Genomic DNA, 21,998 nt, shown 5'->3' with positions numbered 1-21,998 from the left:
CATGTCCGCCCATCGGCAGATGGCAGGCCGCCGGGCTCCCGGCGAGGCTGTTCCCGTACCCGAGCAGCCCACTTTCACCGGGAGTTCACGATGAAGAACCGCAAGCGCGCCCTTGTCCTGGCCGGAACCGCCGCCGCCCTGGTGGCGACGCTGATCGCCGCGGCTCCGGCCCCGGCCGCGCCGGCCGCGGCGAAGGTCGCCTCGGTACACGGCGGCGGGACGGTGCACTACCCGTACGTGCCTGCGTCGGACGACATCCGCTTCACGGTGGACGCCGAATCGGTGCCGTGGAGCCGGCCCTTCCCGGGGGCCGAGCGGGGCCTGCCGACCGACGCCCGGGGACGGGTGACGGTCTACCACGCCCGGCCCGAGGCGAACTCGACGGGCGTGGCCGAGGCGGAGGTGGACTGCCTGGTCACCGGCGGCCGGACGGCGACGGTGACCGCGGTGGTCAAGAGCTCGAACGTGCCCGGCTGGGAGGGCAGGCGGATCGGCCTCAGCGTCCAGGACGGCGTGCGCGGCGAGCCCGACCGCGTCGGCTTCTCGTGGGACATCGCCAACCTCGACACGAAGCCCGACGGCTCGCCCGTCGAGGCCCGCGTGGGCACCTGCATGGCCCCGGCCCCCTTCACGGAGGTCACCAAGGGCGGCTACAAGGTCACCCCCGCCCCGCTGGCCCCGCAACCGAAGTCATAGTCGCGGCGTCGTGGACAGCAGGTACCGGGCCTCAACGGGGGTGGCCCGGTACCCCGCCGTCCGCTGTTCGGCCATCCGGACAGGATCCGGTTGCGGGGCGTCCCGCACATCCGGATAACGTCCGGGGCATGACGCAGATGCTGCTCCCCACCGCCCGGGCCGTGCGGGTCGTCGCCCACCGCGGGGCCTCGCACGAGCACCCCGAGCACACCCTCGCCGCCTACCGCCAGGCCATCGCCGACGGGGCCGACGCGCTCGAGTGCGACGTACGGCTCACCGCCGACCACAAGCTGGTCTGCGTGCACGACCGGCGGGTGGAGCGGACCTCCGACGGGCGCGGGGTCGTCTCCGCCATGACGTATGAGGAGCTGTCCGCGCTCGACTTCGGCGGCTGGAAGGGCGGGGAGCACCGCGGGGCGCAGGTGCTGCTCTTCGAGGACCTGCTCAAGGAGGCACTGGCCGCCGGCCGGCCGGTCGGACTCGCCGTCGAGACCAAGCACCCGACCCGCGCCGGCGGCCGGCTGGAGGCCGAGCTGGTCCGGGTCCTGAAGGAGCACGGGCTGGCCGACGGCTCGGCCGGCCTGGTCGAGGTGATGAGCTTCTCCCGCAACGCCCTGACCCGGCTGCACCGGCTGGCGCCCGGTCTGCCCGCGGTCTACCTGATCGAGCGGCGGCTGCGCCCGGTACGGCCGCCGTTCGCGACGCACGCGGGTCCGGGCATCGACCTCGTACGGCGGGACCCGGGCCTGGTGGCCCGGCTGAAGGCGAAGGGGCTGGCGGTGCGGGTGTGGACGGTGGACGAGCCCGAGGACGTGGAGCTGTGCCTGCGCCTCGGTGTGGACACCTTGATCACCAACCGGCCGCGCGAGGTGCGCGCGCAGCTGGAGGCGGCCCGCTGAGGTCCCGCGCAGGGGCCCGTACGTGGAAACACCCGGCCGGGGTGCGCCGGCCGGGCGTGGGGGGTCTGGTGGTGCGGGGGCGGTTACGCGAAGCGCTGGCTGGCGGACCCGTTGCAGGTCTGCAGGCGCAGCGGCTCGTGGGCGGCGGCCACCGTCAGGCACATGCCCGGGGCGGCGGCGGGGCGCAGGGTGGCGCCGTCGCGGACGAACTGCTGGTTCGCGCCGCCGTGGCAGTTCCAGATGATCAGGCCGGTGCCGGAGCCGTAGTTGGCGCCGGGGACGTCGAGGCAGCGGTCCTGGGTGAGTTCGATGTGGACGGACTTGCGGGCGCTGTCGTACCACCAGCCCTGGTTGCGACCACCGTGGCAGTCCCATCCGACGATCCTGGTCTCATTGGCGCTGGAGCCTCCGAAGGAGTCGAGGCAGTTGCCGGTCGCCTCGTTCTTCAGGGGCTTGAACTTGTCGTCCCAGGCCCCGGCCTGCAGGACGGGCGTCCCGGTGCTCGCGGGGTCGGCGCAGGAGGCCTCGCGCAGGCCGGAGTTGTAGAGCTGGGTCAGGCAGGACGCGAAGGCGCCGTGGCCCCGGTAGTTGGGGTGGAAGGACTGGCGGGCGGTGTTCTCGTCCCAGGGGAAGTGGTCCCCCAGGTCCAGGTAGAGGCCGCGGGCCCAGGTGTCCTCCATACAGACCTCGTGGCCGTGGAAGAGCCGCGAGTTGTCGAGGTAGACGGCGCCGGAGGCCAGGGCCGCCGCACGCATGCCCTTCTCGAAGGCGGGCACCGCGTAGTTGCGGCCCCAGGTGGCGTCGGAGTCGTAGCCGGCGCAGCCGCCGGGCAGCTTGCCGGGGAAGCTGGGGTTGTCGTAGAAGTCGGGCCCGATGGGGCTGGGGTAGCCCATCACGACCAGCTTGTAGTCGGAGTCGGCGTAACCGGCGTCCCGCATGACGGTCCTGAGGTCCGCGACCGTGGCCTCCACCTTGGGCCTCAGGCCGTCGACGCGCGCCTGCCAGCCGGGACCGTACTTGGGCTCGCACGTGCCCTGGCTGAGGATCCAGCGGGTCACGCAGTCGGTCATGACCGGGCCGAACTGCAGGTCGTCGTTGGCCCCGGCGACCAGCAGAACCATCTTGATCTTCGTGTTGCGCGCCTTGACGGCCAGGCTGTCGCTCTGCACCAGCTCGTCGGCGTACTGCTTGCCGCCGCCGATCCTGATGTTGCCCGTGTAGCCGCCGGAGCAGGCGACGTTGAAGGTCAGGTCGGCCGGGATGCCGGTGCGGTGGATCGCCGCGTCCGGCGAGCGGTGGCACTGGTTGTTCGGGGTGTTGGTCGCGGGGTCGTAGTTGCCGACCCCTTCGCCCGAGATCTCGCTGTCGCCCAGCGAGATCAGGCCGGTCCTGCGCTCGTTCATCGGGCGCACGGCCGGGTCGCCGTAGATCCTGGTGGCCTCCGCGGCCCGGACGGCCTCCAGCTCGGGCGGGAGCGGTGCGACGGCCCCGGGGGCGGGCGCCGCCTGGGCCATGGGGGTGACGGCGGTGACACCCCCCAGGGCGGCCGCGATCACGGCGACGACGGCGAAGGTAGATCTGAGCATGGGTCTCGTACGGGCACGTGCCATGGAACGCCTCCCCGGATGTGGGTGTTACCCCCGGTATTTACTGGCCGGTAGGGGAGTTGGGAACACTTCGAACAAGACAATTGCTCAACTTTTTGAGGAGGCCAGGAAAATGACAGACGACCAGCAGGCCGATGCGTTCCGGACCGAGCACGACTCCATGGGCGACGTACGGGTGCCCCTGCACGCCAAATGGCGCGCCCAGACCCAGCGCGCGGTGGAGAACTTCCCCCTCTCCGGGCAGCGGCTGGAGCGCGCCCACATCGAGGCCCTCGCGCGGATCAAGGCCGCCGCCGCCGAGGTGAACGCGAAGCTCGGGGTGGTGGACCAGGACGTCGCCGACGCGATCCGGTCCGCCGCCGCCGAGGTCGCGGACGGGCGCTGGGACGACCACTTTCCCGTCGACGTCTTCCAGACCGGCTCGGGAACCTCGTCCAACATGAACACGAACGAGGTGATCGCCACCCTGGCCACCGAGCGCCTGGGCCGCGAGGTCCACCCCAACGACCACGTCAACGCCTCGCAGAGCTCCAACGACGTGTTCCCGTCGTCCATCCACATCGCCGCCACCGCCGCCGTCACCGGTGAGCTGATCCCGGCGCTGGAGCACCTGGCCACGGCCCTGGAGCGCAAGGCCTCCGAGTTCGCGCAGGTGGTCAAGGCCGGCCGCACCCATCTGATGGACGCCACCCCGGTCACCCTCGGCCAGGAATTCGGCGGGTACGCCGCCCAGATCCGCTACGGCGTCGAGCGGCTGCGCTCGGCCCTGCCCCGGCTGGCCGAGCTGCCGCTGGGCGGCACCGCGGTCGGCACCGGGATCAACACCCCGCCCGGGTTCTCCGCCGCCGTGATCGCCGAGGTGGCCTCGGCGACCGGGCTGCCGCTGACCGAGGCCCGCAACCACTTCGAGGCGCAGGGGGCCCGCGACGCCCTCGTCGAAACCTCCGGGATGCTCCGCACGATCGCCGTATCACTCACCAAAATCTCCAACGACCTTCGCTGGATGGCCTCCGGACCGCGCACCGGATTGGCCGAAATCAATCTCCCGGATCTGCAACCGGGCTCCTCGATCATGCCCGGAAAGGTCAACCCGGTGGTCCCGGAGGCCGTCCTGATGATCGCCGCACAGGTCATGGGGAACGACGCCACCGTCGCCGTGGCGGGCGCGGCCGGCAACTTCGAGCTCAATGTGATGCTCCCCGTGATGGCCAGGAACCTCCTCGAATCGATCCGGCTGCTCGGCGGCGCGAGCCGCCTGCTGGCCGACCGCACGGTCGACGGAATCACCGCCAACGAGGCGCGGGCCAGGGAATACGCCGAGTCCTCACCCTCCGTCGTCACCCCGCTGAACCGCTACATCGGCTACGAGGAGGCCGCCAAGGTCGCCAAGAGGTCGCTCGCGGAACGGAAGACGATCAGGGAGGTGGTCCTGGAGGCCGGTTACGTGGAGCGTGGCGCCCTCACCCTGGAGCAGCTCGACGAGGCCCTGGACGTGCTGCGCATGACGCACCCCTGACCGGCCCCGCCGCACGCCCGGGCGGGGGCCGGATCCGGTCGTTTCTCGTCCCCGAACCACCCGGTGACCTGCGCCGCAGCGGTCACAGGGACCCCCGCCCTAAGATCTGCGCATGACAGGTACTTTCAAGCCCGGGAGCGACGCGGCGCGCAGCGCGCCGCGGAGCCCCGCGCAGGGCCCGCGCTGGGCGCCCGGGGACCAGGTCCTGTGGCGCTACCGCGACCACGCCCCGGGACTGAAGGGCCCGGTGCACATCTGCCGCCCGGTGACCGTGGTCCAGGACACGGACGAGCTGCTGGCCGTGTGGATGGCGCCCGGCACCGAATGCGTCAAGCCGGTCCTCACCGATGGCACGCCGGTCCACGAGGAACCGCTGGCCACCCGCTACACGGCGCCGCGGACCACCGTACGGTCGCGCTGGTTCGGCGGTGGTGTCCTGAAACTGGCCCGTCCCGGGGACCCGTGGTCGGTGTGGCTGTTCTGGGGACCCGGCTGGCAGTTCAAGAACTGGTACGTGAACCTGGAGGAACCGCGCTCGCGATGGGCCGGCGGGGTGGACTCCGTTGACCACTTCCTCGACATCGCCGTCTATCCGGACCGCAGTTGGAAGTGGCTGGACGAGGACGAGTTCGCGCAGGCGCAGCGGTCCGGCCTGATGGACCGTGAGCAGGCCCTCCGCGTACGGGAGGCGGGCCGCGCCGCGGTCGAGGTGGTCGATGGCTGGGGAGCCCCGTTCTCCGCGGGCTGGGAGGACTGGCGGCCGGATCCGGCCTGGAGGATTCCGGCCCTGCCGGAGGACTGGGACCGCACCCCGGCGCACATGACCTCATGAGACCCTTGATGCGCCCCCAGGGTTCAAACGTAGGATCGTCCTCCACGAGGTCACGCGCGCGGGACGGTGCGGTCGGTGCACCACTGCGCAAGTGTTGTGCCGCACGCGGGACTTGACCGGAGGCCGACGCACGACGAGAGGCGACGAGGGGGCGAGGCCCGCCAGGGGCACCTCCCGGCCGGAGGCCGGGCGACAAGTTTGGGCGAGGAACCTCGGGGCGATGGTGCCCGGGCCGCTGAGCGGGTATACCGCGACTGACCGAGTTGAGTGCAGCGCACATCGAGCGCAGACGGACGGAAATCCACGCGTGACGGAGTACCCCACCTCCCAGGAGGGCCCGCAGCCCGTCGCCTCCGGCGGAGGTACGGACGAGGCCGGCCACGGCAAGGCGCCCATCGCCGCTGCCGAGGCCGTACGCACGCATGCGCCGGGCACGGGCGCGGAGCCGGGCGGCATGACCGCCGCGGCCTCCGACGCGCGGGCGGCCCGCTCGGCGGCGGGCACGGGCGGCGGGCTCCCCCGGCCCCGTGGTGCCGCGTCGGCGGACGTGCCGGCCGCCGCGGACTCCGGAGCGGGCCAGGTGCCGGGCCAGAGCCCCGTACAGGGCCAGATCCCGGGTCCGGGTCCGGGTCCGGGACACGACAACGCCCGCCCGCGGGACGGTGACGCCCCTGCGGGGGCGGGCTCCGGTTCCGGTGGGGCCGGCCGCCACGGGGGCGGCGGGCCCGCAATACCGGGCGGGAGCACCCCGGAGGCGACGGCCGCACGCCGCGAAGGGGACCGGCTGCGCTTCGTCGGCGCCGCCACGCGGCGCATCGCCCGCGGCATCGACCTCGACGAGATCGTGCTGGGCCTGTGCCGGGCCACCGTGCCGACCTTCTCCGACGCCATCCTCGTCTACCTGCGCGACCCGCTCCCGGTCGGCGACGAACGGCCCGTCGGCCCGGTCGTTTTAAGGCTCCGGCGCACCGACCGGCTCCGGCCGATCGACGACCTGACGGACATGAGCAGCACGATCGGCGCGGGGATGGACCTCGCCGGGGCCGCGGGGGCCACCGGCGAGCTCGACTTCAGCCAGTTGCCGCTGGTCGGCCCGCAGGGTGACCTGCCCGCGGCCGAGCTGTGCGAGATCCGGCCCGGCGGCGCGCTCGCCGAGGTGCTGCGCGGCGTACGGCCCGTCTTCGGTTCCTCCGCCGCCGCCCGGGCCGCGCTGCCCGAGCTGCTCGGCCTGGACCACCCGCTGCCGCGCGGCAACCGGGCCGTCCTCGCGCCCCTGCGCGGCCGCCGCCGGGTGATCGGCGCCGCCGTCTTCCTGCGCAGCCCCGAGCGTCCCGCCTTCGAGCAGAACGACCTCCTGGTCGCCGCCCAGCTGGCCACCCACACCGCGCTCGGCATCGACAAGGCGGTCCTGTACGGCCGCGAGGCCTACATCGCCGACGAGTTGCAGCGCACGATGCTGCCGGACAGCCTGCCGCAGCCCACCGGGGTGCGCCTCGCCTCCCGCTACCTGCCCGCGGCCGAGACGGCGCGCGTCGGCGGCGACTGGTACGACGCCATACCGCTGCCCGGCAGCCGGGTCGCGCTCGTCGTCGGCGACGTCATGGGCCACTCCATGACCTCCGCCGCGATCATGGGCCAGCTGCGCACGACCGCGCAGACCCTGGCGCAGCTGGACCTGCCGCCCGCCGAGGTCCTGCACCACCTGGACGAGCAGGCGCAGCGCCTCGGCTCCGACCGCATGGCCACCTGCCTGTACGCCGTCTACGACCCCGTCGCGCACCGGATCACCATCGCCAACGCCGGGCACCCGCCGCCGGTGCTGCTGCACCTGGGCGGCCGCGCGGAGGTGCTGCGCGTGCCGCCCGGCGCCCCCATCGGCGTCGGCGGTGTGGACTTCGAGGCCGTGGAGCTGGACGCGCCCGCCGGGGGCACCCTGCTGCTCTACACCGACGGCCTGGTGGAGTCGCGCCTGCGGGACGTGTGGACCGGCATCGAGCAGCTCCGCGAGCGTCTCGCCACCACCGCCCAGCTGACCGGCCTGGACCATCCGCCGCCGCTGGAGGCGCTCTGCGACGACGTTCTGGACATGCTCGGTCCGGGCGACCGGGACGACGACATCGCGCTGCTCGCTGCCCGGTTCGACGGGATCGCGCCGAGTGATGTCGCGTACTGGTTCCTGGACCCGGAGGAGACCGCCCCGGGCCGGGCCCGCCGGTTCGCCCGCCGCGCCCTGACCCGATGGGGCCTGGAGGAGCTGAGCGACTCGCTGGAGCTCCTGGTGAGCGAGGTGGTCACCAATGCCGTCCGGTACGCGGAGCGGCCCGTCACGCTGCGCCTGCTGCGTACGGACGTACTGCGCTGCGAGGTCGGCGACGACTCCCCGCAGCTGCCCCGCCAGCGCCGCGCGCGGGACACCGACGAGGGCGGCCGCGGCCTGTTCCTGGTGAACCGGATGGCCCGCCGCTGGGGCGCGACGCGGCTCAGCAGCGGAAAGGTCGTCTGGTTCGAGCTGTCGCTGCCGGCGACGGCCGAGCGTCGCTGACCGCACGACCACGAGAACGCCGCCGCCCCCCGGCCTTCGAGGCCGGGGGGCGGCGGTGCGTTCAGGTGCCCGGCGTTCGCGCGCCTGGCGTTCGGGTGCCTAGCGCTCGGGCACCAGCGGCGGGTCCGGCGGCTTCGGAACACCGGTCTTGGTCGCGGTGGGCGACGGCGACGTCGTCGGGGTCGGCGACGTACCGGACTTGGTCGGCGTGGGCGACGGAGAGGTCGTCGGGGACTGCGGCGCGCTGCTGCTGGCCGCCGGGGCGCTGGACGACGCGCTCGCCGAGGGCGTCGGCGAGGCGCTGCGGGACGGCGTCTGCACGGCGCCCATCTCCGCTTCCTTCAGGTCGAACGTGTCGGTGTCCCCGCCCTTGAGGACGGCGAGGGTGTACGCCTTCCAGATCGAGGCCGGGAAGCTGGAACCGCCCGCGCGCCCCAGGCCGGCGGTGCCGGTCAGGGTGACCTGGTTGTGGGTCGTGGGGTCCTCGCCGAACATCGCGACGACCGTGACCAGCTCCGGCGTGTAGCCGGTGAACCAGCCCGCCACGTTGGACTCGGTGGTACCGGTCTTGCCGGCGGCCTCGTAGCTGCCGCTGCGGACCTTGTTGCCGGAGCCGCCCTCGTCGTTGACGACGCCCGTGAGGACCTTGGTGACGGTGTCGGCGGTCTTGCGGCTGATGGCCTGGCTGCCGACGGCCGGTTCGGGGGTGAACTTGAGGTCCTTGTGCTCGGCCTTCTTGATGATGGTCGGCCTGACCTTCTTGCCGTGGTTGTCGAGGGTGGCGTACACGCCCGCCATCTCCACGGTGTTGGCGCTCATGGTGCCCAGGGCCATGGCCGGCTTGTCCTCGGGCCAGCCGTCGCGGTCCTGCATGCCGAGGGCCAGGGCCGTCTTCTTCACCGCCGGCGGCTTCACGTCCACGATCATCTGCGCGTAGACGGAGTTGACCGAGTAGTTCGTCGCTTCCTGGATCGAGATCATCGGATCGCCGAAGTTCTTGTTGTCCTGGTTCTGCGGGTTGAACGGGATCTTGCTGCCGACGACCTGGCGCTTGCTCGTGCCGTCGTAGAGGGTGTTCGGGGTGATCGGCTTGCCGTCCTGGGTCTTCGACCCGTTCTCCAGGGCGGACGCGAGCACGATCGGCTTGAAGGTCGAGCCCGGCTGGTAGTCGGTGCGCAGGGCGTTGCTCTGGTCCTTCTGCTCCAGGCCCTGGCCGCCGTACATCGCGACGATCGCGCCGGTCTTCGCGTCCACGGAGGTCGCGCCGGCCTGGACGCTCTGGTCCTGCGGCCTGCCCTTGGTGTCCTTGCGGTCGAGCTTGGACTCCAGCTCGTCCTGGACCGCTTTCTCCAGCGCCGCCTGCTTCGCCTTGTCGATGTTGAGCGTGATGTTCCAGCCGCCGGCCGTGATCTGGTCGGCTTTGATGCCCTGCTTGTCCAACTCGTCGTTGGCGGCCTGGACGAGGTAGCCCTTCTGGCCGTCCATGCCCGGGCGAGGCTTGGGCTTGATGGGCTCCTGGAAGGCCAGGGTCTTGCGCTTGGCCTCGTCCAGCTTGCCCATCTCGACCATGTTGTCGAGCACGGCGTTGAAGCGGATCATGACGAGCCGCTTGCCGTTCGGGCCGGCGGTCGCCCAGTCGTACTGGCTGGGGGCCTGGATGACGGCGGCGAGGTAGGCGCCCTGTTCCAGCGTCAGCTTGTCGGCGTCGACGCCGTAGTAGGCCTGGGCCGCGGCCTGGATGCCGTACGCGTTGCGGCCGTAGAAGTTGGTGTTCAGGTAGCCGACGAGGATGTCGTCCTTCTCCATGCGCTGGTCGACCTTGATCGCGATCACCATCTCGCGGATCTTGCGCGTCGGGGACTGGTCCTGCGTCAGGTAGTAGTTCTTGACGTACTGCTGGGTGATGGTCGAGCCACCGGCCGTGCCCTTGCCCCGGAGCGTGTTGAACACGCCTCGGGCCACGCCCATCACGTCGATGCCGCCGTCCTTGTAGAAGGACTTGTTCTCGATGGCGATGAACGCGGTGCGGACGTCCGGCGGGATCTTGTCGATCGGCACGATCTCGCGGTTCGTCGCGCCGGTACGGGCCATGATCGAACCGTCGGAGTACTGGTAGGTGTTGCTCTGGAGCGTGGCCTGGGCGTTCGGGTCGGTGGGCTCGTTCACCGAGAAGTACAGGATGATCGCCGCTGCCATGAAGAGCAGGGTCAGGCCGAGGAACGTTCCGACGACCTTCTTCCAGGTGAAGAAGCGGCGTATGCCGGTGCGTTTACCGGTGCTTCCGCTTCCGCTTCCGCTTTCCTCGGTGCCCTTCGCGCGTCCGCTCGGCGCACGCCGCGCACCGCGCTGCTGCTGCGCCTTACGCACTTCTGCTCGGCCCATCGCTCCCGCTCCGCTCGATTACCCCCCCGACGTCAGCTCAGAAAGCTAACACCGCAGGCTGTGTCAAAAGTTGGCCAACCGCGACTAATTACGGTCATTTCGGACGTGAGAATCAGCACCCACATCACTGGAACCGACGCCCACCTAAGCGGAAGGGTTGCCGTAGCGCAAAAAAGTGATATCACTTTGCTAGAAGGTTCGACCGACCGCGAACCGAGAAACGGGGCAAACCATGACGAACGAAAACGCTACCCCTGACGGAGTACGGGAGTTCACCGCGCACAGTGTCGGCGGCGGCCTGGCGCTGCTGCTCGCACTGGTGGGTCTGCTGGCGGGCGCGGGCCTGATCGCGGCCGGCGCGACGATGGCCGGCATCGCGGCCAAGGTGACCCTGATAGCGGTCGGCGTACTCGTGGGCCTCGCCTCCGTGATCGCGATGTGCGGGCTGAACACGGTGGCGCCGGGCGAGGCCCGCGTCGTCCAGCTGTTCGGCCGCTACAAGGGCACCGTCCGCACCGACGGGCTGCGCTGGGTCAACCCGCTGACCTCCCGCGCGAAGATCTCCACCCGGGTGCGCAATCACGAGACGGCCGTCCTGAAGGTCAACGACGCCTACGGCAACCCGATCGAGTTGGCGGCGGTCGTCGTGTGGCGGGTCGAGGACACCGCGCGGGCCATCTTCGAGGTCGAGGACTTCACGGAGTTCGTGGAGACCCAGACCGAGGCGGCGGTCCGGCACATCGCCATCGAGTACCCCTACGACGCCCACGACGAGGGCGGCCTGTCACTGCGCGGGAACGCCGAGGAGATCACCGAGAAGCTCGCGGTCGAACTGCACGCCCGCGTGGAGGCGGCCGGAGTGCAGATCATCGAGTCCCGCTTCACGCATCTCGCGTACGCTCCTGAGATCGCCTCCGCGATGCTCCAGCGCCAGCAGGCGGGCGCGGTCGTGGCGGCCCGCAAGCAGATCGTGGAAGGTGCGGTGGGCATGGTCGAACTGGCACTGACCCGCCTCGCGGAGCAGGACATCGTGGACCTGGACCCCGAGCGCAAGGCGGCCATGGTCTCGAACCTGATGGTCGTGCTCTGCGGCGACCGCGCCGCCCAGCCGGTGGTCAACACGGGGACCCTCTACCAGTGACCCCCGGCGGCGAGGAGAAACCGGCGGGCCGGCAGGCGCGCAAGCAGGTGCTGCTGCGCCTCGACCCGCAGGTGTACGACGCACTGGCCCGCTGGGCGGGCGAGGAACTGCGCAGCGCCAACGCGCAGATCGAGTTCCTGCTCCGCCGGGCCCTCGCCGAGGCCGGCCGCCTCCCCTCGGCCCCCGGCCCCATCCCGCGCCGGGGACGCCCCCCGAAGCCCACGGACTGACCCGCATCCCGCATCCCGCACGCCCGGAGGGGCCGCAATCCACGGCCCCTCCGGGCGTGCGGCGTTCTCCGGATCCGCGAACCCCGGCAGGCCCCGACAGCCCCGGCACGCCCCGACAGCCCCCGACAGCTCGTCTATACACTCCGCGTATACACACCGTGTACAGTCGTCGTCATGTCCATCGGTCACACCCTCCTGGGCCTCCTCGAGGCCGGCCCGCGCCACGGCTACGACCTCAAGCGCGCCTTCGACGAAAAGTTCGGCCACGACCGGCCCCTCGCGTACGGGCAGGTCTACTCGACCATGTCCCGCCTCCTGAAGAACGGCCTCGTCGAAGTCGACGCCGTGGAGAGCGGCGGCGGTCCCGAACGCAAGCGGTACGCCATCACCGACGCCGGCATCACCGACGTCGAGGCCTGGCTCTCACAGCCCGAGAAGCCCGAGCCCTACCTCCACTCGACCCTCTACACCAAGGTCGTCCTCGCCCTGCTCACCGGCCGCCGCGCCGACGAGCTGCTGGACACCCAGCGCGCCGAGCACCTGCGCCTGATGCGCGCCCTGACCACCCGAAAGCGCAAGGGCGACCTCGCCGACCAGCTCGTCTGCGACCACGCCCTCTTCCACCTGGAAGCGGACCTGCGCTGGCTGGAGCTCACCGCCGCCCGCCTCGACCAGCTCGCCCAGGAGGTACGCCGATGACCCCGGCCGGAACCCTGCTCGCCGCCACGGACCTGCGCAAGGCGTACGGTCCCACCCACGCACTGGACGGCGCCGAGTTCTCCATCCACCCCGGCGAGGTCGTCGCCGTCATGGGTCCCTCCGGCTCCGGCAAGTCGACGCTGCTGCACTGCCTCGCCGGCATCGTCACCCCGGACTCCGGCTCCATCACGTACGCCGGGCGCGAGCTCACCGCCATGAACGACGCCGAGCGCAGCGAGCTGCGCCGCACCGAGTTCGGCTTCGTCTTCCAGTTCGGGCAGCTCGTACCGGAGTTGACCTGCGTGGAGAACGTCGCGCTCCCGCTACGGCTGGCCGGCGTCAAGCGCAAGGAGGCCGAACGCAGCGCCCTGGACTGGATGGAGCGACTCCAGGTCGAGGACCTCGGCGCCAAGCGGCCCGGCGAGATATCCGGCGGCCAGGGCCAGCGCGTGGCCGTCGCCCGCGCCCTGGTCACCCGCCCCCGGGTGATCTTCGCGGACGAGCCCACCGGCGCCCTCGACTCCCTCAACGGGGAGCTCGTGATGCAGCTGCTCACCGAGGCCGCCCGGTCCGCGAGCTCCGCCCTCGTGCTCGTCACCCACGAGGCGCGCGTGGCCGCGTACTCCGACCGCGAGATCGTCGTGCGCGACGGGAAGTCCCGCGACATGGAGCGGATCGTATGAGCCGGCTCCGGGTCTGGACCCGCGACCTCGGCATGGGCGCCCGCTTCGCCTTCGGCGGCGGCCGCGAGGGGTGGATCCGCACCGTGCTCACCGGCGTCGGCGTCGGTCTCGGCGTGGCCCTGCTGCTGATCTCCACCGCCCTGCCCAGTGCGCTCACCGCCCGCTACGAACGCGGCGACGCGCGCTCCACGATCGAAGCCGTGAGGGCCGAACAGCCCGGCCGCGACACCCTGTTGGTCAAGCGCGCCGACCAGACGTACCGCGGCTCGGAGATCCTGGGCTCCTTCCTGCGGGCCGAGGGACCGGACGCCCCCGTGCCGCCCGGCCTGGAGAAGGTCCCCGCCGCGGGCGAGCTGGCCGTCTCCCCCGCACTGGAACAGCTGCTGGACTCCCCTGACGGCGAGCGGCTGCGCGAGCGCCTCGGCGGGCGGATCTCCGAGATCATCGGCGACTCGGGCCTGATGGGCCCCGGTGAGCTCCTCTTCTACTCCGGCAGCGACCGCCTGCAGAAGACCGGCCCCGAGCAGTACGCCGTCCTGCGGATCACCGACTTCGCCCCCGCCAAGGAACGCGATCAGCTCGACCCGGTGCTCATGCTGCTGGTGGTGCTGACCTTCGTCGCGCTGCTGCTGCCGGTCGCCGTGCTCATCGCCGCCGCGGCGCGCTCCGGCGGTGAGCGACGCGACCTGCGGCTCGCAGCCCTGCGGCTGGTCGGCGCCGACGCCCGGACGGTCCGCCGGATCGCCGCCGGGGAGGCCCTCGCCGGGTCCCTGGTCGGACTGGTCCTGGGCATCGGCTTCTTCGCCGTCGGCCGTGAACTCGCCGGCAGCTTCACCCTCCGCCAGCGCAGCGTCTTCCCCGCCGACCTGGATCCGTCGGTGGCGCTGGCCGCCCTGGTCGCGCTCGTGGTGCCCCTGGCTGCGGTCGCCGTGACCCTGTTCGCCCTGCGCGGCGTGATCATCGAGCCGCTGGGCATCGTCCGCACGGTCACACCGCGCGGACGACGCATCTGGTGGCGGCTGCTGCTGCCGCTGGGCGGACTGGGCCTGCTCGTCCCGCTGATGGGCCGCGGCAAGGAGGGCGGGGACTTCAACCGCTGGCAGGTCAGCGCCGGCGTGTCCCTGCTCCTCGTCGCCATCACCGCGCTGCTGCCCTGGCTGCTGGAGCGGCTCGTGTCCCGGCTCTCCGGCGGCCCGCTGTCCTGGCAGCTGGCCGTCCGGCGCCTGCAGCTGACCGGCGGCGGCACGGCCCGGCTGGCCAACGGCGTCGCCGTCGCCGTCGCCGGGGCCATCGCCCTGCAGATGCTCTTCGCCGGCGTCCAGAGCGACTACATCGCGGCCACCGGCCAGGACCCGGGCCGGGCGGCTCTCACGATCAGCCTGCCCCCGGGCCACGAGGACATGGGTGACCTCCCGGCGAGGGTCGCCGCTGCCGAGGGCGTCGTCGCAGCCGTACCGCTAACCTCCGTCTACGGGTACCGCCCGGGCCTCGACGGGGACCGCAGGACCCGGATCACCATCGGCACCTGCGAGGCACTGCGCGAGGTCGCCGCACTGGACTCCTGCGCGGACGGCGATGCCTTCGTGCTCACCGGTTCCACCTCCGAGGATTCCGGCGTCTACGGTTCCCCGCCGAAGCCGGGCGAGAAGCTGTCCGTCGACCGCATATTCGGCGCCGAGGCCGACGACAGGACCGTCGAATGGACCTTCCCGGCCGGGGCCCGGACGGTCGCCAGCCGGGAGGACCCGACCGGTGAGGTCCGCGACGGGGTCCTGGTGACCCCCTCGCTGTCCCCCCGGGACGTGGGCGCGGCCCAGAACGCGCAGGTGTTCGTCCAGGTCGACGAGTCCGTGCCGGACGCTTTGGACAACGTCCGCACCGCCGCCTTCAAGGCCAATCCCCTCAGCCGCACGCTGACGCTCAAGTACACGAAGGAGAATGCCGGTTACTCCACGATCCGCACCGGACTGTTCTTCGGGGCGACCGGCGTGCTGATCCTGATCGGCACCAGCCTGCTGGTCTCGCAGCTGGAGCAGCTGCGCGAGCGCAAGAGGCTGCTTCCGGCCCTGGTCGCCTTCGGCACCAGGCGCTCCACCCTGAGCCTGTCGGTGCTGTGGCAGACGGCCCTGCCGATCGGGCTGGGCCTGGCCCTGGCCGTGGTGGTGGGCGTGGGGCTGGGGGCCGTGCTGATGCGGATGACCGACCGGCCCGTCCGGATCGACTGGTCCTCGGTCGCGGCGATGACCGGTGTCGGCGCGGGTCTGGTCGCCGTAGTGACCCTGCTCAGCCTGCCGGCTCTGCTGCGCCTGATGCGCCCGGACGGCCTGCGTACGGAGTGACCCTCCGGGGCGCGGGCCGCAGGGCCCCGTCCGCCCGTTCCCGGACGGCTCCCTAGTCGGTCGGCCACACCGGGAGCGGGCGGACGGCTTCCCGCAGCGCCGCGGCGATCGCCCTGAACTCCTCCTGCCGGGCGGTCCCGGTGCGCATGGCCAGGGCGATCCGCCGGGAGGGCACGGGCTCGGCGAAGTACCCGGTGGACAGGTACTCGTTGCGGGCGGTCTCCAGCCGCAGCGCGGTCCGCGGCAACAGCGTCACGCCCAGTCCCCCGGCGACCAGCTGTACGAGTGTGGACAGGCCCGCGGCGGTCGTCGTGACGTCCGCCCCGGTCGTCCGCCCCGCCTCCCGGCAGATGTCGAGGGCCTGGTCCCGCAGGCAGTGCCCTTCGTCGAGCAGGAGCAGCTGCAGTCCGCGCAGCTCCTCCAGCGGAATGTCCCGGCGCCCGGCCAGCGCGTGCTCCCGGGGTGCGAGCAGGACGAAGTCCTCGTCGAAGACGGGCAGTTCGGTCACCCCGGGGACCCCCAGCGGCACCGCCAGCAGGAGCAGGTCCAGGCGTCCGCCACCGAGCCCCTCCAGCAGCGAGGCGGTCTGCTCCTCGTGCACCTGGAGGTCCATCCGCGGGTAGCGCCGGTGGAACAGTCCGAGCACGGTCGGCAGCAGGTAGGGCGCCACCGTGGGGATCACCCCGAGCCGCAGCACCCCGGTGAAGGGCGCCCGTACGGCCTCGGCCTCCTCCAGCAGCCCGCCCATGGCGTCGAGCACCACCTGAGCCCGCACCGCGATCCGTTCGCCCGCCGGGGAGAGCAGCACCTTGCGGGTGGTGCGCTCCAGCAGCTGCACCCCGAGGGCCTCCTCCAGTGCGGAGACGGATCCGGAGAGCGCCGGCTGGCTCATGCCGATGGCCGCGGCGGCGTCCCGGAAGTGCAGGTGCTCGGCGACCGCCGCGAAGGCGCGCAGCTGCGCGAGCGTGGGTTGCTTGGCTCCCCTATTACCGACAGCCACTGATAGGCACCTCCGATCACCAGCCACAAGAGTAGCTATTTCTGTAATCAATGCAGGTGTGTCAGCATGTGAGATACGTCCAACCCCGTCGGAAAACCCCCAAAAGGGTTATTTTCCACTGCATTAGGAGAGCGCGTGCTCACTGTTGGTGACAAGTTCCCCGCCTTCGACCTGACCGCTTGCGTCTCGCTCGAGGCCGGTTCCGAGTTCGCGCAGATCGACCACAAGACCTACGAGGGCAAGTGGAAGGTCATCTTCGCGTGGCCGCTGGACTTCACCTTCGTGTGCCCGACCGAGATCGCCGCCTTCGGCAAGCTGAACGAGGAGTTCGCCGACCGCGACGCACAGGTCCTCGGCTTCTCGCTCGACTCCGAGTACGTGCACCACGCCTGGCGCAAGGACCACGCCGACCTGCGTGACCTGCCCTTCCCGATGATGTCCGACATCAAGCGGGAGCTGTCGGCCGAGCTGGGCATCCTGGGCGAGGACGGCCTGCCGATGCGCGCCGTCTTCATCGTGGACCAGAACAACGAGATCCAGTTCTCGATGGTGACCGCCGGTTCCGTGGGCCGTAACCCCAAGGAGGTCCTGCGGGTCCTCGACGCCCTGCAGACCGACGAGCTGTGCCCGTGCAACTGGAACAAGGGCGACAGCACCATCGACGCCGGCGCGCTGCTGGCCGGTGAGTGACGGATGTCCCTCGACTCCCTGAAGTCGGCCATACCGGACTTCGCCAAGGACCTGAAACTGAACCTCGGTTCGGTCATCGGCAACAGCGACCTCCCGCAGCAGCAGCTGTGGGGCACGGTCCTGTCCTGCGCGATCGCCGCCCGTTCCGCTCGCGTCCTGCGTGAGCTGGAGCCCGAGGCGAAGGCGAACCTCTCGCCGGAGGCGTACACCGCCGCCAAGTCCGCCGCCGCGGTCATGGCGATGAACAACGTCTTCTACCGCACCCGGCACCTGCTCTCCGACCCGGAGTACGGCACGCTGCGCGCGGGCCTGCGGATGAACGTCATCGGCAACCCGGGCGTGGAGAAGGTCGACTTCGAGCTGTGGTCGCTCGCGGTCTCCGCGATCAACGGCTGCGGCCAGTGCCTGGACTCGCACGAGCAGGTCCTGCGCAAGGCGGGCGTCGACCGCGAGACGATCCAGGAGGCCTTCAAGATCGCCTCGGTGATCCAGGCCGTCGCCGTCACCCTCGACGCCGAGGCCGCCCTCGCCGCCGAGTAACGGCACCGCGTACGACGACACAGGGCTCCGGGACCGGAAACGGTCCCGGAGCCCTGTGCGTTCAGCCCGTGCGCAGCGCGGTCATCAGCGCGCGCATGTCCTCGACCACCGCCGCGACGAGGACATCCCGGTCGGGGTGGGGCAGGGGGGTCACCGTGGGGTCGGGGCCGTCCTCGCCGAAAGACCTGAAGATCATCACGTCGACGGTGAAGACCGCTCCGCCGTCCCGGACCCGCAGCCGCAGTCCGTCACCTCTCTGGTCGCGGGTGACGAGGGCCTGCTCCCCGAGGCCGGGCACCGATTCCCACCCTTCGCCGTCGGGGCCGAACCATCTGCTGGAGGGGGTGTCGAGTGCGAACTCGACCGACGGATCGGTCTTCCTGTGCAGTTCGACCATGGCCCTGACGTCGACGCTCCCTGCAGAAGCGTTCGCCCGGTCCCTGCTGCGGCTGCACGCCGCCCAGTCCAGCGCCGGATGCCGGCCGCCCGCCTGGGGGGCGGTCTCCGTGAGGCCGCCCATCAGCTCGCCCAGCACCGGGGCCGCGAACGGGGCGCACAGGTCGTCCACCACCCGGTAGTGGACCTCCGGTTCGGCCAGGCGGTGGCCGTAGGCGTACAGCCCGCCCGCCCACAGCGCGGAGGTGACCACGACCGCGCCCGCCACCCACCACCACGGCCGCGCCCGCCTCCGGGCCGGTACGGGCTCGCTCGCCACGACCTCCTGTGCGGGACCGGCCTGGCCGGCCGCCGGCCCCCACTCCCCGTCGAGCTCGGGCTCCCCGATCACGCCCGCCCCCCCCTACTGCTCCTTGAGCGCTGCGATCAGCGCGCGCATGTCCTCGATCATCGCCGCCTGGACCGCGTCGGCGTCAGTAGCCGGTCGGCCGTTCTTCTCCCCGAGGGTGTAGGCGCCCACTTCCAGGGTGAACACCACGCCGCCGTCCAGCACTCTGAGGTTCAGCGAGGTGTCGGTCGGCATCACGGTCATCACGGCGCGCTCCCCGAGGTCCGGCACCGCCGCGGTGCGCCCGGCACCCGCCCAGGCGATGTTGCCGGGCACCGGGACGTCGAACTCGCCCGAGGGATCGGTCTTCTTGTGCAGCTCGACCCGTGCCTCCACGAGGAAGTCCGTCGCCACCCCGTCCTGCCCGGCGTTCTCCAGGACACACCGTGCCGTGTACACGGCCGGGTGGTCGCTCTCGTGGTTCACCGGCCTCTGCTTGTGCATGTCCCCGGTGATCCCGCTCAGCGCCTGGGCCCGGAAGTCCTCGCACAGGTTCTCAGGCGCCCGGTAGGAGATCTCGGGCCCGGCCGTCAGGTCCCCCGAGGCGTACAGCCCGCCGGCCCAGACCGCCGATGCGACCAGGGCGCCGCCCAGCGCCCACAGCCACGGACGCGGGCCCGCGCCTGCCGCCGCCCGCTCGCGCGCGGCGGGTTGCTCCGCCGGCCGGCCCGACCGCGCCGGCTCCAACGACTCGGTCTTCCACTCCTCGTCGAGCTCCGGATCGGTGATCATGCCTGTCCCCCAGTGGTCCCTGTTTCCGCAGCGCAGTCACCAGGACGCGCATCCATTCGATCATTGCAGCCCTGATCGACGGAATATTCGGTTCCGCTGAGGGGTGTGCGGGCTCACCTGCCCACAGCACGGCAGGAGCACGGCAGGTGCGCCCAGGACACCGGCTAGAACGTGGTGGTGCCCTCGCGGTCGGGTACCGCGTTCAGGGCAGTCGAGCCGTGCGGGGCCGGGCCGATCATTCCGGCTCCGAGGTGGTGCTGGTCGCGCGAGTACGCCTTCAGATATCCCACCACCGTGTTGGTGACGGCCACCAGCGGTACGGCGACGACGGCGCCGCCGATGCCCGCGATCATCCCGCCGGCGGCCACCGAGAGCACCACCGCGAGCGGGTGCACCCGTACCGCCCTGCCCAGGATGAAGGGCTGGAGCACGTGGCCCTCGATCTGCTGCACCGCCAGCACCACCAGCAGCACCATCAGGGCGGTGAACACGCCCTGCGTCACGAGTGCCACGACCACCGCGAGGGCTCCCGACACCACGGCGCCGACCAGCGGGATGAAGGCGAACAGGAAGATGAAGACGGCCAGCGGCACCGCCATCGGCACGTCCAGGAAGTAGATGCCGAGGCCGATGAAGATGGCGTCGATGAGGGCGACGATGACCGTGCCGCGCACGTACGCGGTCAGCGTGCGCCAGGCGCGCGGACCGGCGCCGGCGACACCCGCCCGGGCGGCGGCCGGGACCAGGCCCAGCGCCCAGTTCCAGATGCGCTTGCCGTCGTAGAGCAGGAAGAGCGTGGAGAACATCGCGAGCAGAATGCCCGTCAGGACCTCGACGAGCACCGTCACGCCCTGCAGTCCGGCGGAGGTGATCTGCTCGGTGTTGGTGCCGATGGTCTCGCTGAGGTTCTTCGCGATGTCGTTGATCTGCTTCTCGGTCACGTGGAACGGACTGTCCAGTGCCCAGAGCTTGAGTTCGTTGATGCCGTCGCGGACCCGGTCGGAGAGGTCGTCGAGGTTCTCCATGACCTGCCAGACCACGAACCAGCCGACGAGCCCGATGACGACGAAGCCGAGGATCGCCGTGACGGCCGTGGCCAGACCGCGCGGCAGGCCCAGCCGGCGCAGCCGGACCACGAAGGGCTGGAGCATCGCGGTGACGAGCATGGCGGCGGCGAAGGCGAGGACCACCAGGCGGACTTCGCTGATCACCTTCATCAGCACCCAGAGCATCCCGGCGAGCAGCAGCAGCCGCCAGCTGGCCTCGGCGGCGACGCGCATCCCCCAGGGGACGACGCTCGCCGGGTCGGGGCGCGTGGGCACGGCCGGCTTGACGGGGTGGGGCGCGGGGATCGCGGGCGGTACGACGGGCGGCGCGGGGACGGTCAGCACCGCGGCCGGCGCCTCGGTCGCCGCCGGTGCTCCCGCGGGCCCGGTGCGGCCCGACAGGTCGCCACTGGTCTCGGCCTCGACCTCGGCGCGCCGCTCGTTGAGCCGCGCCTCCATCCGGTTCAGCCTGTTCCCGAGCCGGCCGAGCCAGCCTTCCCTGTTCGCCATGTCGCTTTCCTTCCCCCGCCCCCGGTCTGCGGGCTCACCTCGAAGACCGTACACGCGAGGAGCCCCGCACCGTAGGACGGTGCGGGGCTCCCCCGGGTTGAGCAGCGGTACGGCAGCGCAGCCCGCTGCCGCGGTCCGTCAGTACCAGCCGTTGTTCTGGTGGAAGCTCCAGGCGGCGCAGGGGCTGCCGTAGCGGTCTTCCATGTAGTTCAGGCCCCACTTGATCTGCGTGGCGGGGTTGGTGCGCCAGTCCGCGCCGGCCGAGGCCATCTTCGAACCGGGGAGTGCCTGGACCAGACCGTACGCGCCCGAGGACTTGTTCACGGCCAGGTAGTTCCAGGTGGATTCCTGGTTGATGATGTTCGAGAAGCACTGGAACTGGCCGGCCGGGACCATCTGCTGAGCGATGGCCTTGACCTGCGCGACCGTGTAGGAGCTCTGGAGCGCGAAGTCCCCGGCGTCACGGGCGGAGCGGCTGGCGGCCTGCTCCTTCTCCTCGCGTTCCCTCTTCGCCTTGGCGTCGGCCTCGGCCTTCTCCTTCTCGGCCTCCGCCTTCTTGGACTTGGCGTCCTCGGCGGCCTGGACGCGGGCCGCCTCCTCGATGGAACGCTTGGCGTCGGCATCGGCGGAGTGGGCGATGGCTTCGGCCTGCTGCGTCAGGGACGCGCTCTGGACCTGCGCCTGGTCGCCGACCGGGATGTCGGCAAGGAGAGTCGCGCCGGACGCGGTCGTCTCGAGATCGTTCGTGGGGTCGCCGGTGGCAACGCCCACGACTGCGCCGACGGTGGTGACCGCGGTGGCCGAAGCCACGGCGAACCCCCGGACCGAGATCCGGCTCACACGGTGTCCTTCCAGCAGCGTCCGCAGTGACCGCGCGGCCGCAATAGTGCCCTCGACACTGGCCTCCGTGGTTCTACGGTCACTGGAGGCGCGGGCCCGTGGGCAACTCCCTTGCGGGGGCTGCCGCGTGAAGCTCCGGGCGGCATACGGCGATCGACTGTGGAGTTGTGGTGCTGCGCGTACCTCACGAGAGATACAGATATGCCGTATGCGGGGCCTGACGGAAACCAGACTCTGCCGGAACGCGACACCGCAAGGCAATTCTCCGTTGCGTGTGAAAGGTCACACCT

19 protein-coding genes are annotated in these 21,998 nt (G+C 71.4%); 12 read left to right on the top strand and 7 right to left on the bottom strand.

Annotated elements, in window-relative coordinates; translation table 11 throughout:
* Positions 1–90: 90 nt before the first annotated feature.
* Both OG753_RS26925 and OG753_RS26920 read left to right on the top strand, forming a co-directional pair.
* On the top strand, positions 91–696 hold the full coding sequence (locus OG753_RS26925) for a hypothetical protein (protein ID WP_327264237.1): 606 nt from the start codon (positions 91–93) through the stop codon (positions 694–696).
* A gap of 128 nt (positions 697–824) precedes the next feature.
* A complete protein-coding gene (locus tag OG753_RS26920) occupies positions 825–1,595 on the top strand; it encodes a glycerophosphodiester phosphodiesterase family protein (RefSeq protein ID WP_327264236.1) in 771 nt (256 codons plus the stop codon).
* 83 nt (positions 1,596–1,678) lie between these two features.
* On the opposite strand, the gene OG753_RS26915 is transcribed toward OG753_RS26920, so the two are convergent.
* Complete coding sequence (locus tag OG753_RS26915) at positions 1,679–3,181, bottom strand: ricin-type beta-trefoil lectin domain protein (RefSeq protein ID WP_405790447.1); 1,503 nt, start codon at positions 3,179–3,181, stop codon at positions 1,679–1,681.
* Between the two features lie 133 nt (positions 3,182–3,314).
* Between OG753_RS26915 and OG753_RS26910 the strand changes: the two genes are divergently transcribed.
* From OG753_RS26910 to OG753_RS26900, 3 genes are all read left to right on the top strand, one after another.
* Positions 3,315–4,718 (top strand): class II fumarate hydratase, encoded by a 1,404-nt coding sequence (locus tag OG753_RS26910; protein WP_327264234.1) that lies wholly within the window; start codon positions 3,315–3,317, stop codon positions 4,716–4,718.
* Positions 4,719–4,830: 112 nt separating this feature from the next.
* Positions 4,831–5,550, top strand: coding sequence for a DUF402 domain-containing protein (locus OG753_RS26905; protein ID WP_405790446.1), 720 nt, complete (start codon positions 4,831–4,833; stop codon positions 5,548–5,550).
* Between the two features lie 307 nt (positions 5,551–5,857).
* The gene (locus OG753_RS26900; protein ID WP_405790444.1) at positions 5,858–8,092 is read left to right on the top strand and encodes a SpoIIE family protein phosphatase; all 2,235 of its coding nucleotides are present in this window, start codon (positions 5,858–5,860) and stop codon (positions 8,090–8,092) included.
* A gap of 99 nt (positions 8,093–8,191) precedes the next feature.
* Here OG753_RS26900 and OG753_RS26895 read toward each other — a convergent pair whose 3' ends face one another.
* Positions 8,192–10,474: a transglycosylase domain-containing protein gene (locus OG753_RS26895; protein ID WP_405790443.1), complete on the bottom strand. Its 2,283-nt coding sequence runs from the start codon at positions 10,472–10,474 to the stop codon at positions 8,192–8,194.
* A 232-nt stretch (positions 10,475–10,706) separates the two neighbouring features.
* Between OG753_RS26895 and OG753_RS26890 the strand changes: the two genes are divergently transcribed.
* From OG753_RS26890 to OG753_RS26870, 5 genes are all read left to right on the top strand, one after another.
* The gene (locus OG753_RS26890; RefSeq protein WP_405790442.1) at positions 10,707–11,615 is read left to right on the top strand and encodes an SPFH domain-containing protein; all 909 of its coding nucleotides are present in this window, start codon (positions 10,707–10,709) and stop codon (positions 11,613–11,615) included.
* A complete protein-coding gene (locus OG753_RS26885; RefSeq protein ID WP_401273640.1) occupies positions 11,561–11,845 on the top strand; it encodes a hypothetical protein in 285 nt (94 codons plus the stop codon). The genes OG753_RS26890 and OG753_RS26885 overlap by 55 nt, the downstream gene beginning before the upstream one ends.
* Before the next feature lie 174 nt (positions 11,846–12,019).
* Positions 12,020–12,544, top strand: a complete 525-nt coding sequence (locus OG753_RS26880) for a PadR family transcriptional regulator (RefSeq protein ID WP_327264229.1) — start codon at positions 12,020–12,022, stop codon at positions 12,542–12,544.
* On the top strand, positions 12,541–13,227 hold the full coding sequence (locus tag OG753_RS26875; RefSeq protein WP_327264228.1) for an ABC transporter ATP-binding protein: 687 nt from the start codon (positions 12,541–12,543) through the stop codon (positions 13,225–13,227). The genes OG753_RS26880 and OG753_RS26875 overlap by 4 nt, the downstream gene beginning before the upstream one ends.
* Positions 13,224–15,566 carry an FtsX-like permease family protein gene (locus tag OG753_RS26870; RefSeq protein WP_405790441.1) on the top strand — a complete coding sequence of 781 codons (2,343 nt, stop codon included), beginning with the start codon at positions 13,224–13,226 and terminating at the stop codon, positions 15,564–15,566. The genes OG753_RS26875 and OG753_RS26870 overlap by 4 nt, the downstream gene beginning before the upstream one ends.
* A gap of 52 nt (positions 15,567–15,618) precedes the next feature.
* Here OG753_RS26870 and OG753_RS26865 read toward each other — a convergent pair whose 3' ends face one another.
* On the bottom strand, positions 15,619–16,566 hold the full coding sequence (locus OG753_RS26865) for a hydrogen peroxide-inducible genes activator (protein WP_405790440.1): 948 nt from the start codon (positions 16,564–16,566) through the stop codon (positions 15,619–15,621).
* 135 nt (positions 16,567–16,701) lie between these two features.
* Here OG753_RS26865 and OG753_RS26860 point away from each other — a divergent pair, with 135 nt between their 5' ends.
* Positions 16,702–17,256 carry a peroxiredoxin gene (locus OG753_RS26860; protein ID WP_327264225.1) on the top strand — a complete coding sequence of 185 codons (555 nt, stop codon included), beginning with the start codon at positions 16,702–16,704 and terminating at the stop codon, positions 17,254–17,256.
* A 3-nt stretch (positions 17,257–17,259) separates the two neighbouring features.
* Positions 17,260–17,796 (top strand): alkyl hydroperoxide reductase, encoded by a 537-nt coding sequence (locus OG753_RS26855; RefSeq protein WP_327264224.1) that lies wholly within the window; start codon positions 17,260–17,262, stop codon positions 17,794–17,796.
* Positions 17,797–17,857: 61 nt separating this feature from the next.
* On the opposite strand, the gene OG753_RS26850 is transcribed toward OG753_RS26855, so the two are convergent.
* The 4 genes from OG753_RS26850 to OG753_RS26835 all read right to left on the bottom strand — a co-directional run bounded on the left by OG753_RS26850 (position 17,858) and on the right by OG753_RS26835 (position 21,708).
* Positions 17,858–18,583, bottom strand: a complete 726-nt coding sequence (locus OG753_RS26850; RefSeq protein WP_327264223.1) for a hypothetical protein — start codon at positions 18,581–18,583, stop codon at positions 17,858–17,860.
* Between the two features lie 12 nt (positions 18,584–18,595).
* A complete protein-coding gene (locus OG753_RS26845; protein WP_405790438.1) occupies positions 18,596–19,312 on the bottom strand; it encodes a hypothetical protein in 717 nt (238 codons plus the stop codon).
* Between the two features lie 164 nt (positions 19,313–19,476).
* Complete coding sequence (locus OG753_RS26840) at positions 19,477–20,868, bottom strand: AI-2E family transporter (protein ID WP_405790436.1); 1,392 nt, start codon at positions 20,866–20,868, stop codon at positions 19,477–19,479.
* A 138-nt stretch (positions 20,869–21,006) separates the two neighbouring features.
* Complete coding sequence (locus tag OG753_RS26835) at positions 21,007–21,708, bottom strand: transglycosylase SLT domain-containing protein (protein WP_327264220.1); 702 nt, start codon at positions 21,706–21,708, stop codon at positions 21,007–21,009.
* Between the last annotated feature and the right edge of the window lie 290 nt (positions 21,709–21,998).

It is taken from the genome of Streptomyces sp. NBC_00029, assembly GCF_045160505.1.
In the GTDB taxonomy this organism is placed as follows: domain Bacteria; phylum Actinomycetota; class Actinomycetes; order Streptomycetales; family Streptomycetaceae; genus Streptomyces.
This window is presented reverse-complemented; position numbering and strand designations above follow the sequence as displayed.

Coding starts and splice junctions, on each gene's coding strand:
- OG753_RS26890 (WP_405790442.1), top strand. CDS start 10,707: ATGACGAACGAAAACGCTACCCCTGACGGAGTACGGGAGTTCACCGCG.
- OG753_RS26840 (WP_405790436.1), bottom strand. CDS start 20,868: ATGGCGAACAGGGAAGGCTGGCTCGGCCGGCTCGGGAACAGGCTGAAC.
- OG753_RS26870 (WP_405790441.1), top strand. CDS start 13,224: ATGAGCCGGCTCCGGGTCTGGACCCGCGACCTCGGCATGGGCGCCCGC.
- OG753_RS26910 (WP_327264234.1), top strand. CDS start 3,315: ATGACAGACGACCAGCAGGCCGATGCGTTCCGGACCGAGCACGACTCC.
- OG753_RS26845 (WP_405790438.1), bottom strand. CDS start 19,312: ATGATCACCGATCCGGAGCTCGACGAGGAGTGGAAGACCGAGTCGTTG.
- OG753_RS26920 (WP_327264236.1), top strand. CDS start 825: ATGACGCAGATGCTGCTCCCCACCGCCCGGGCCGTGCGGGTCGTCGCC.
- OG753_RS26855 (WP_327264224.1), top strand. CDS start 17,260: ATGTCCCTCGACTCCCTGAAGTCGGCCATACCGGACTTCGCCAAGGAC.
- OG753_RS26925 (WP_327264237.1), top strand. CDS start 91: ATGAAGAACCGCAAGCGCGCCCTTGTCCTGGCCGGAACCGCCGCCGCC.
- OG753_RS26875 (WP_327264228.1), top strand. CDS start 12,541: ATGACCCCGGCCGGAACCCTGCTCGCCGCCACGGACCTGCGCAAGGCG.
- OG753_RS26880 (WP_327264229.1), top strand. CDS start 12,020: ATGTCCATCGGTCACACCCTCCTGGGCCTCCTCGAGGCCGGCCCGCGC.
- OG753_RS26895 (WP_405790443.1), bottom strand. CDS start 10,474: ATGGGCCGAGCAGAAGTGCGTAAGGCGCAGCAGCAGCGCGGTGCGCGG.
- OG753_RS26905 (WP_405790446.1), top strand. CDS start 4,831: ATGACAGGTACTTTCAAGCCCGGGAGCGACGCGGCGCGCAGCGCGCCG.
- OG753_RS26915 (WP_405790447.1), bottom strand. CDS start 3,181: ATGCTCAGATCTACCTTCGCCGTCGTCGCCGTGATCGCGGCCGCCCTG.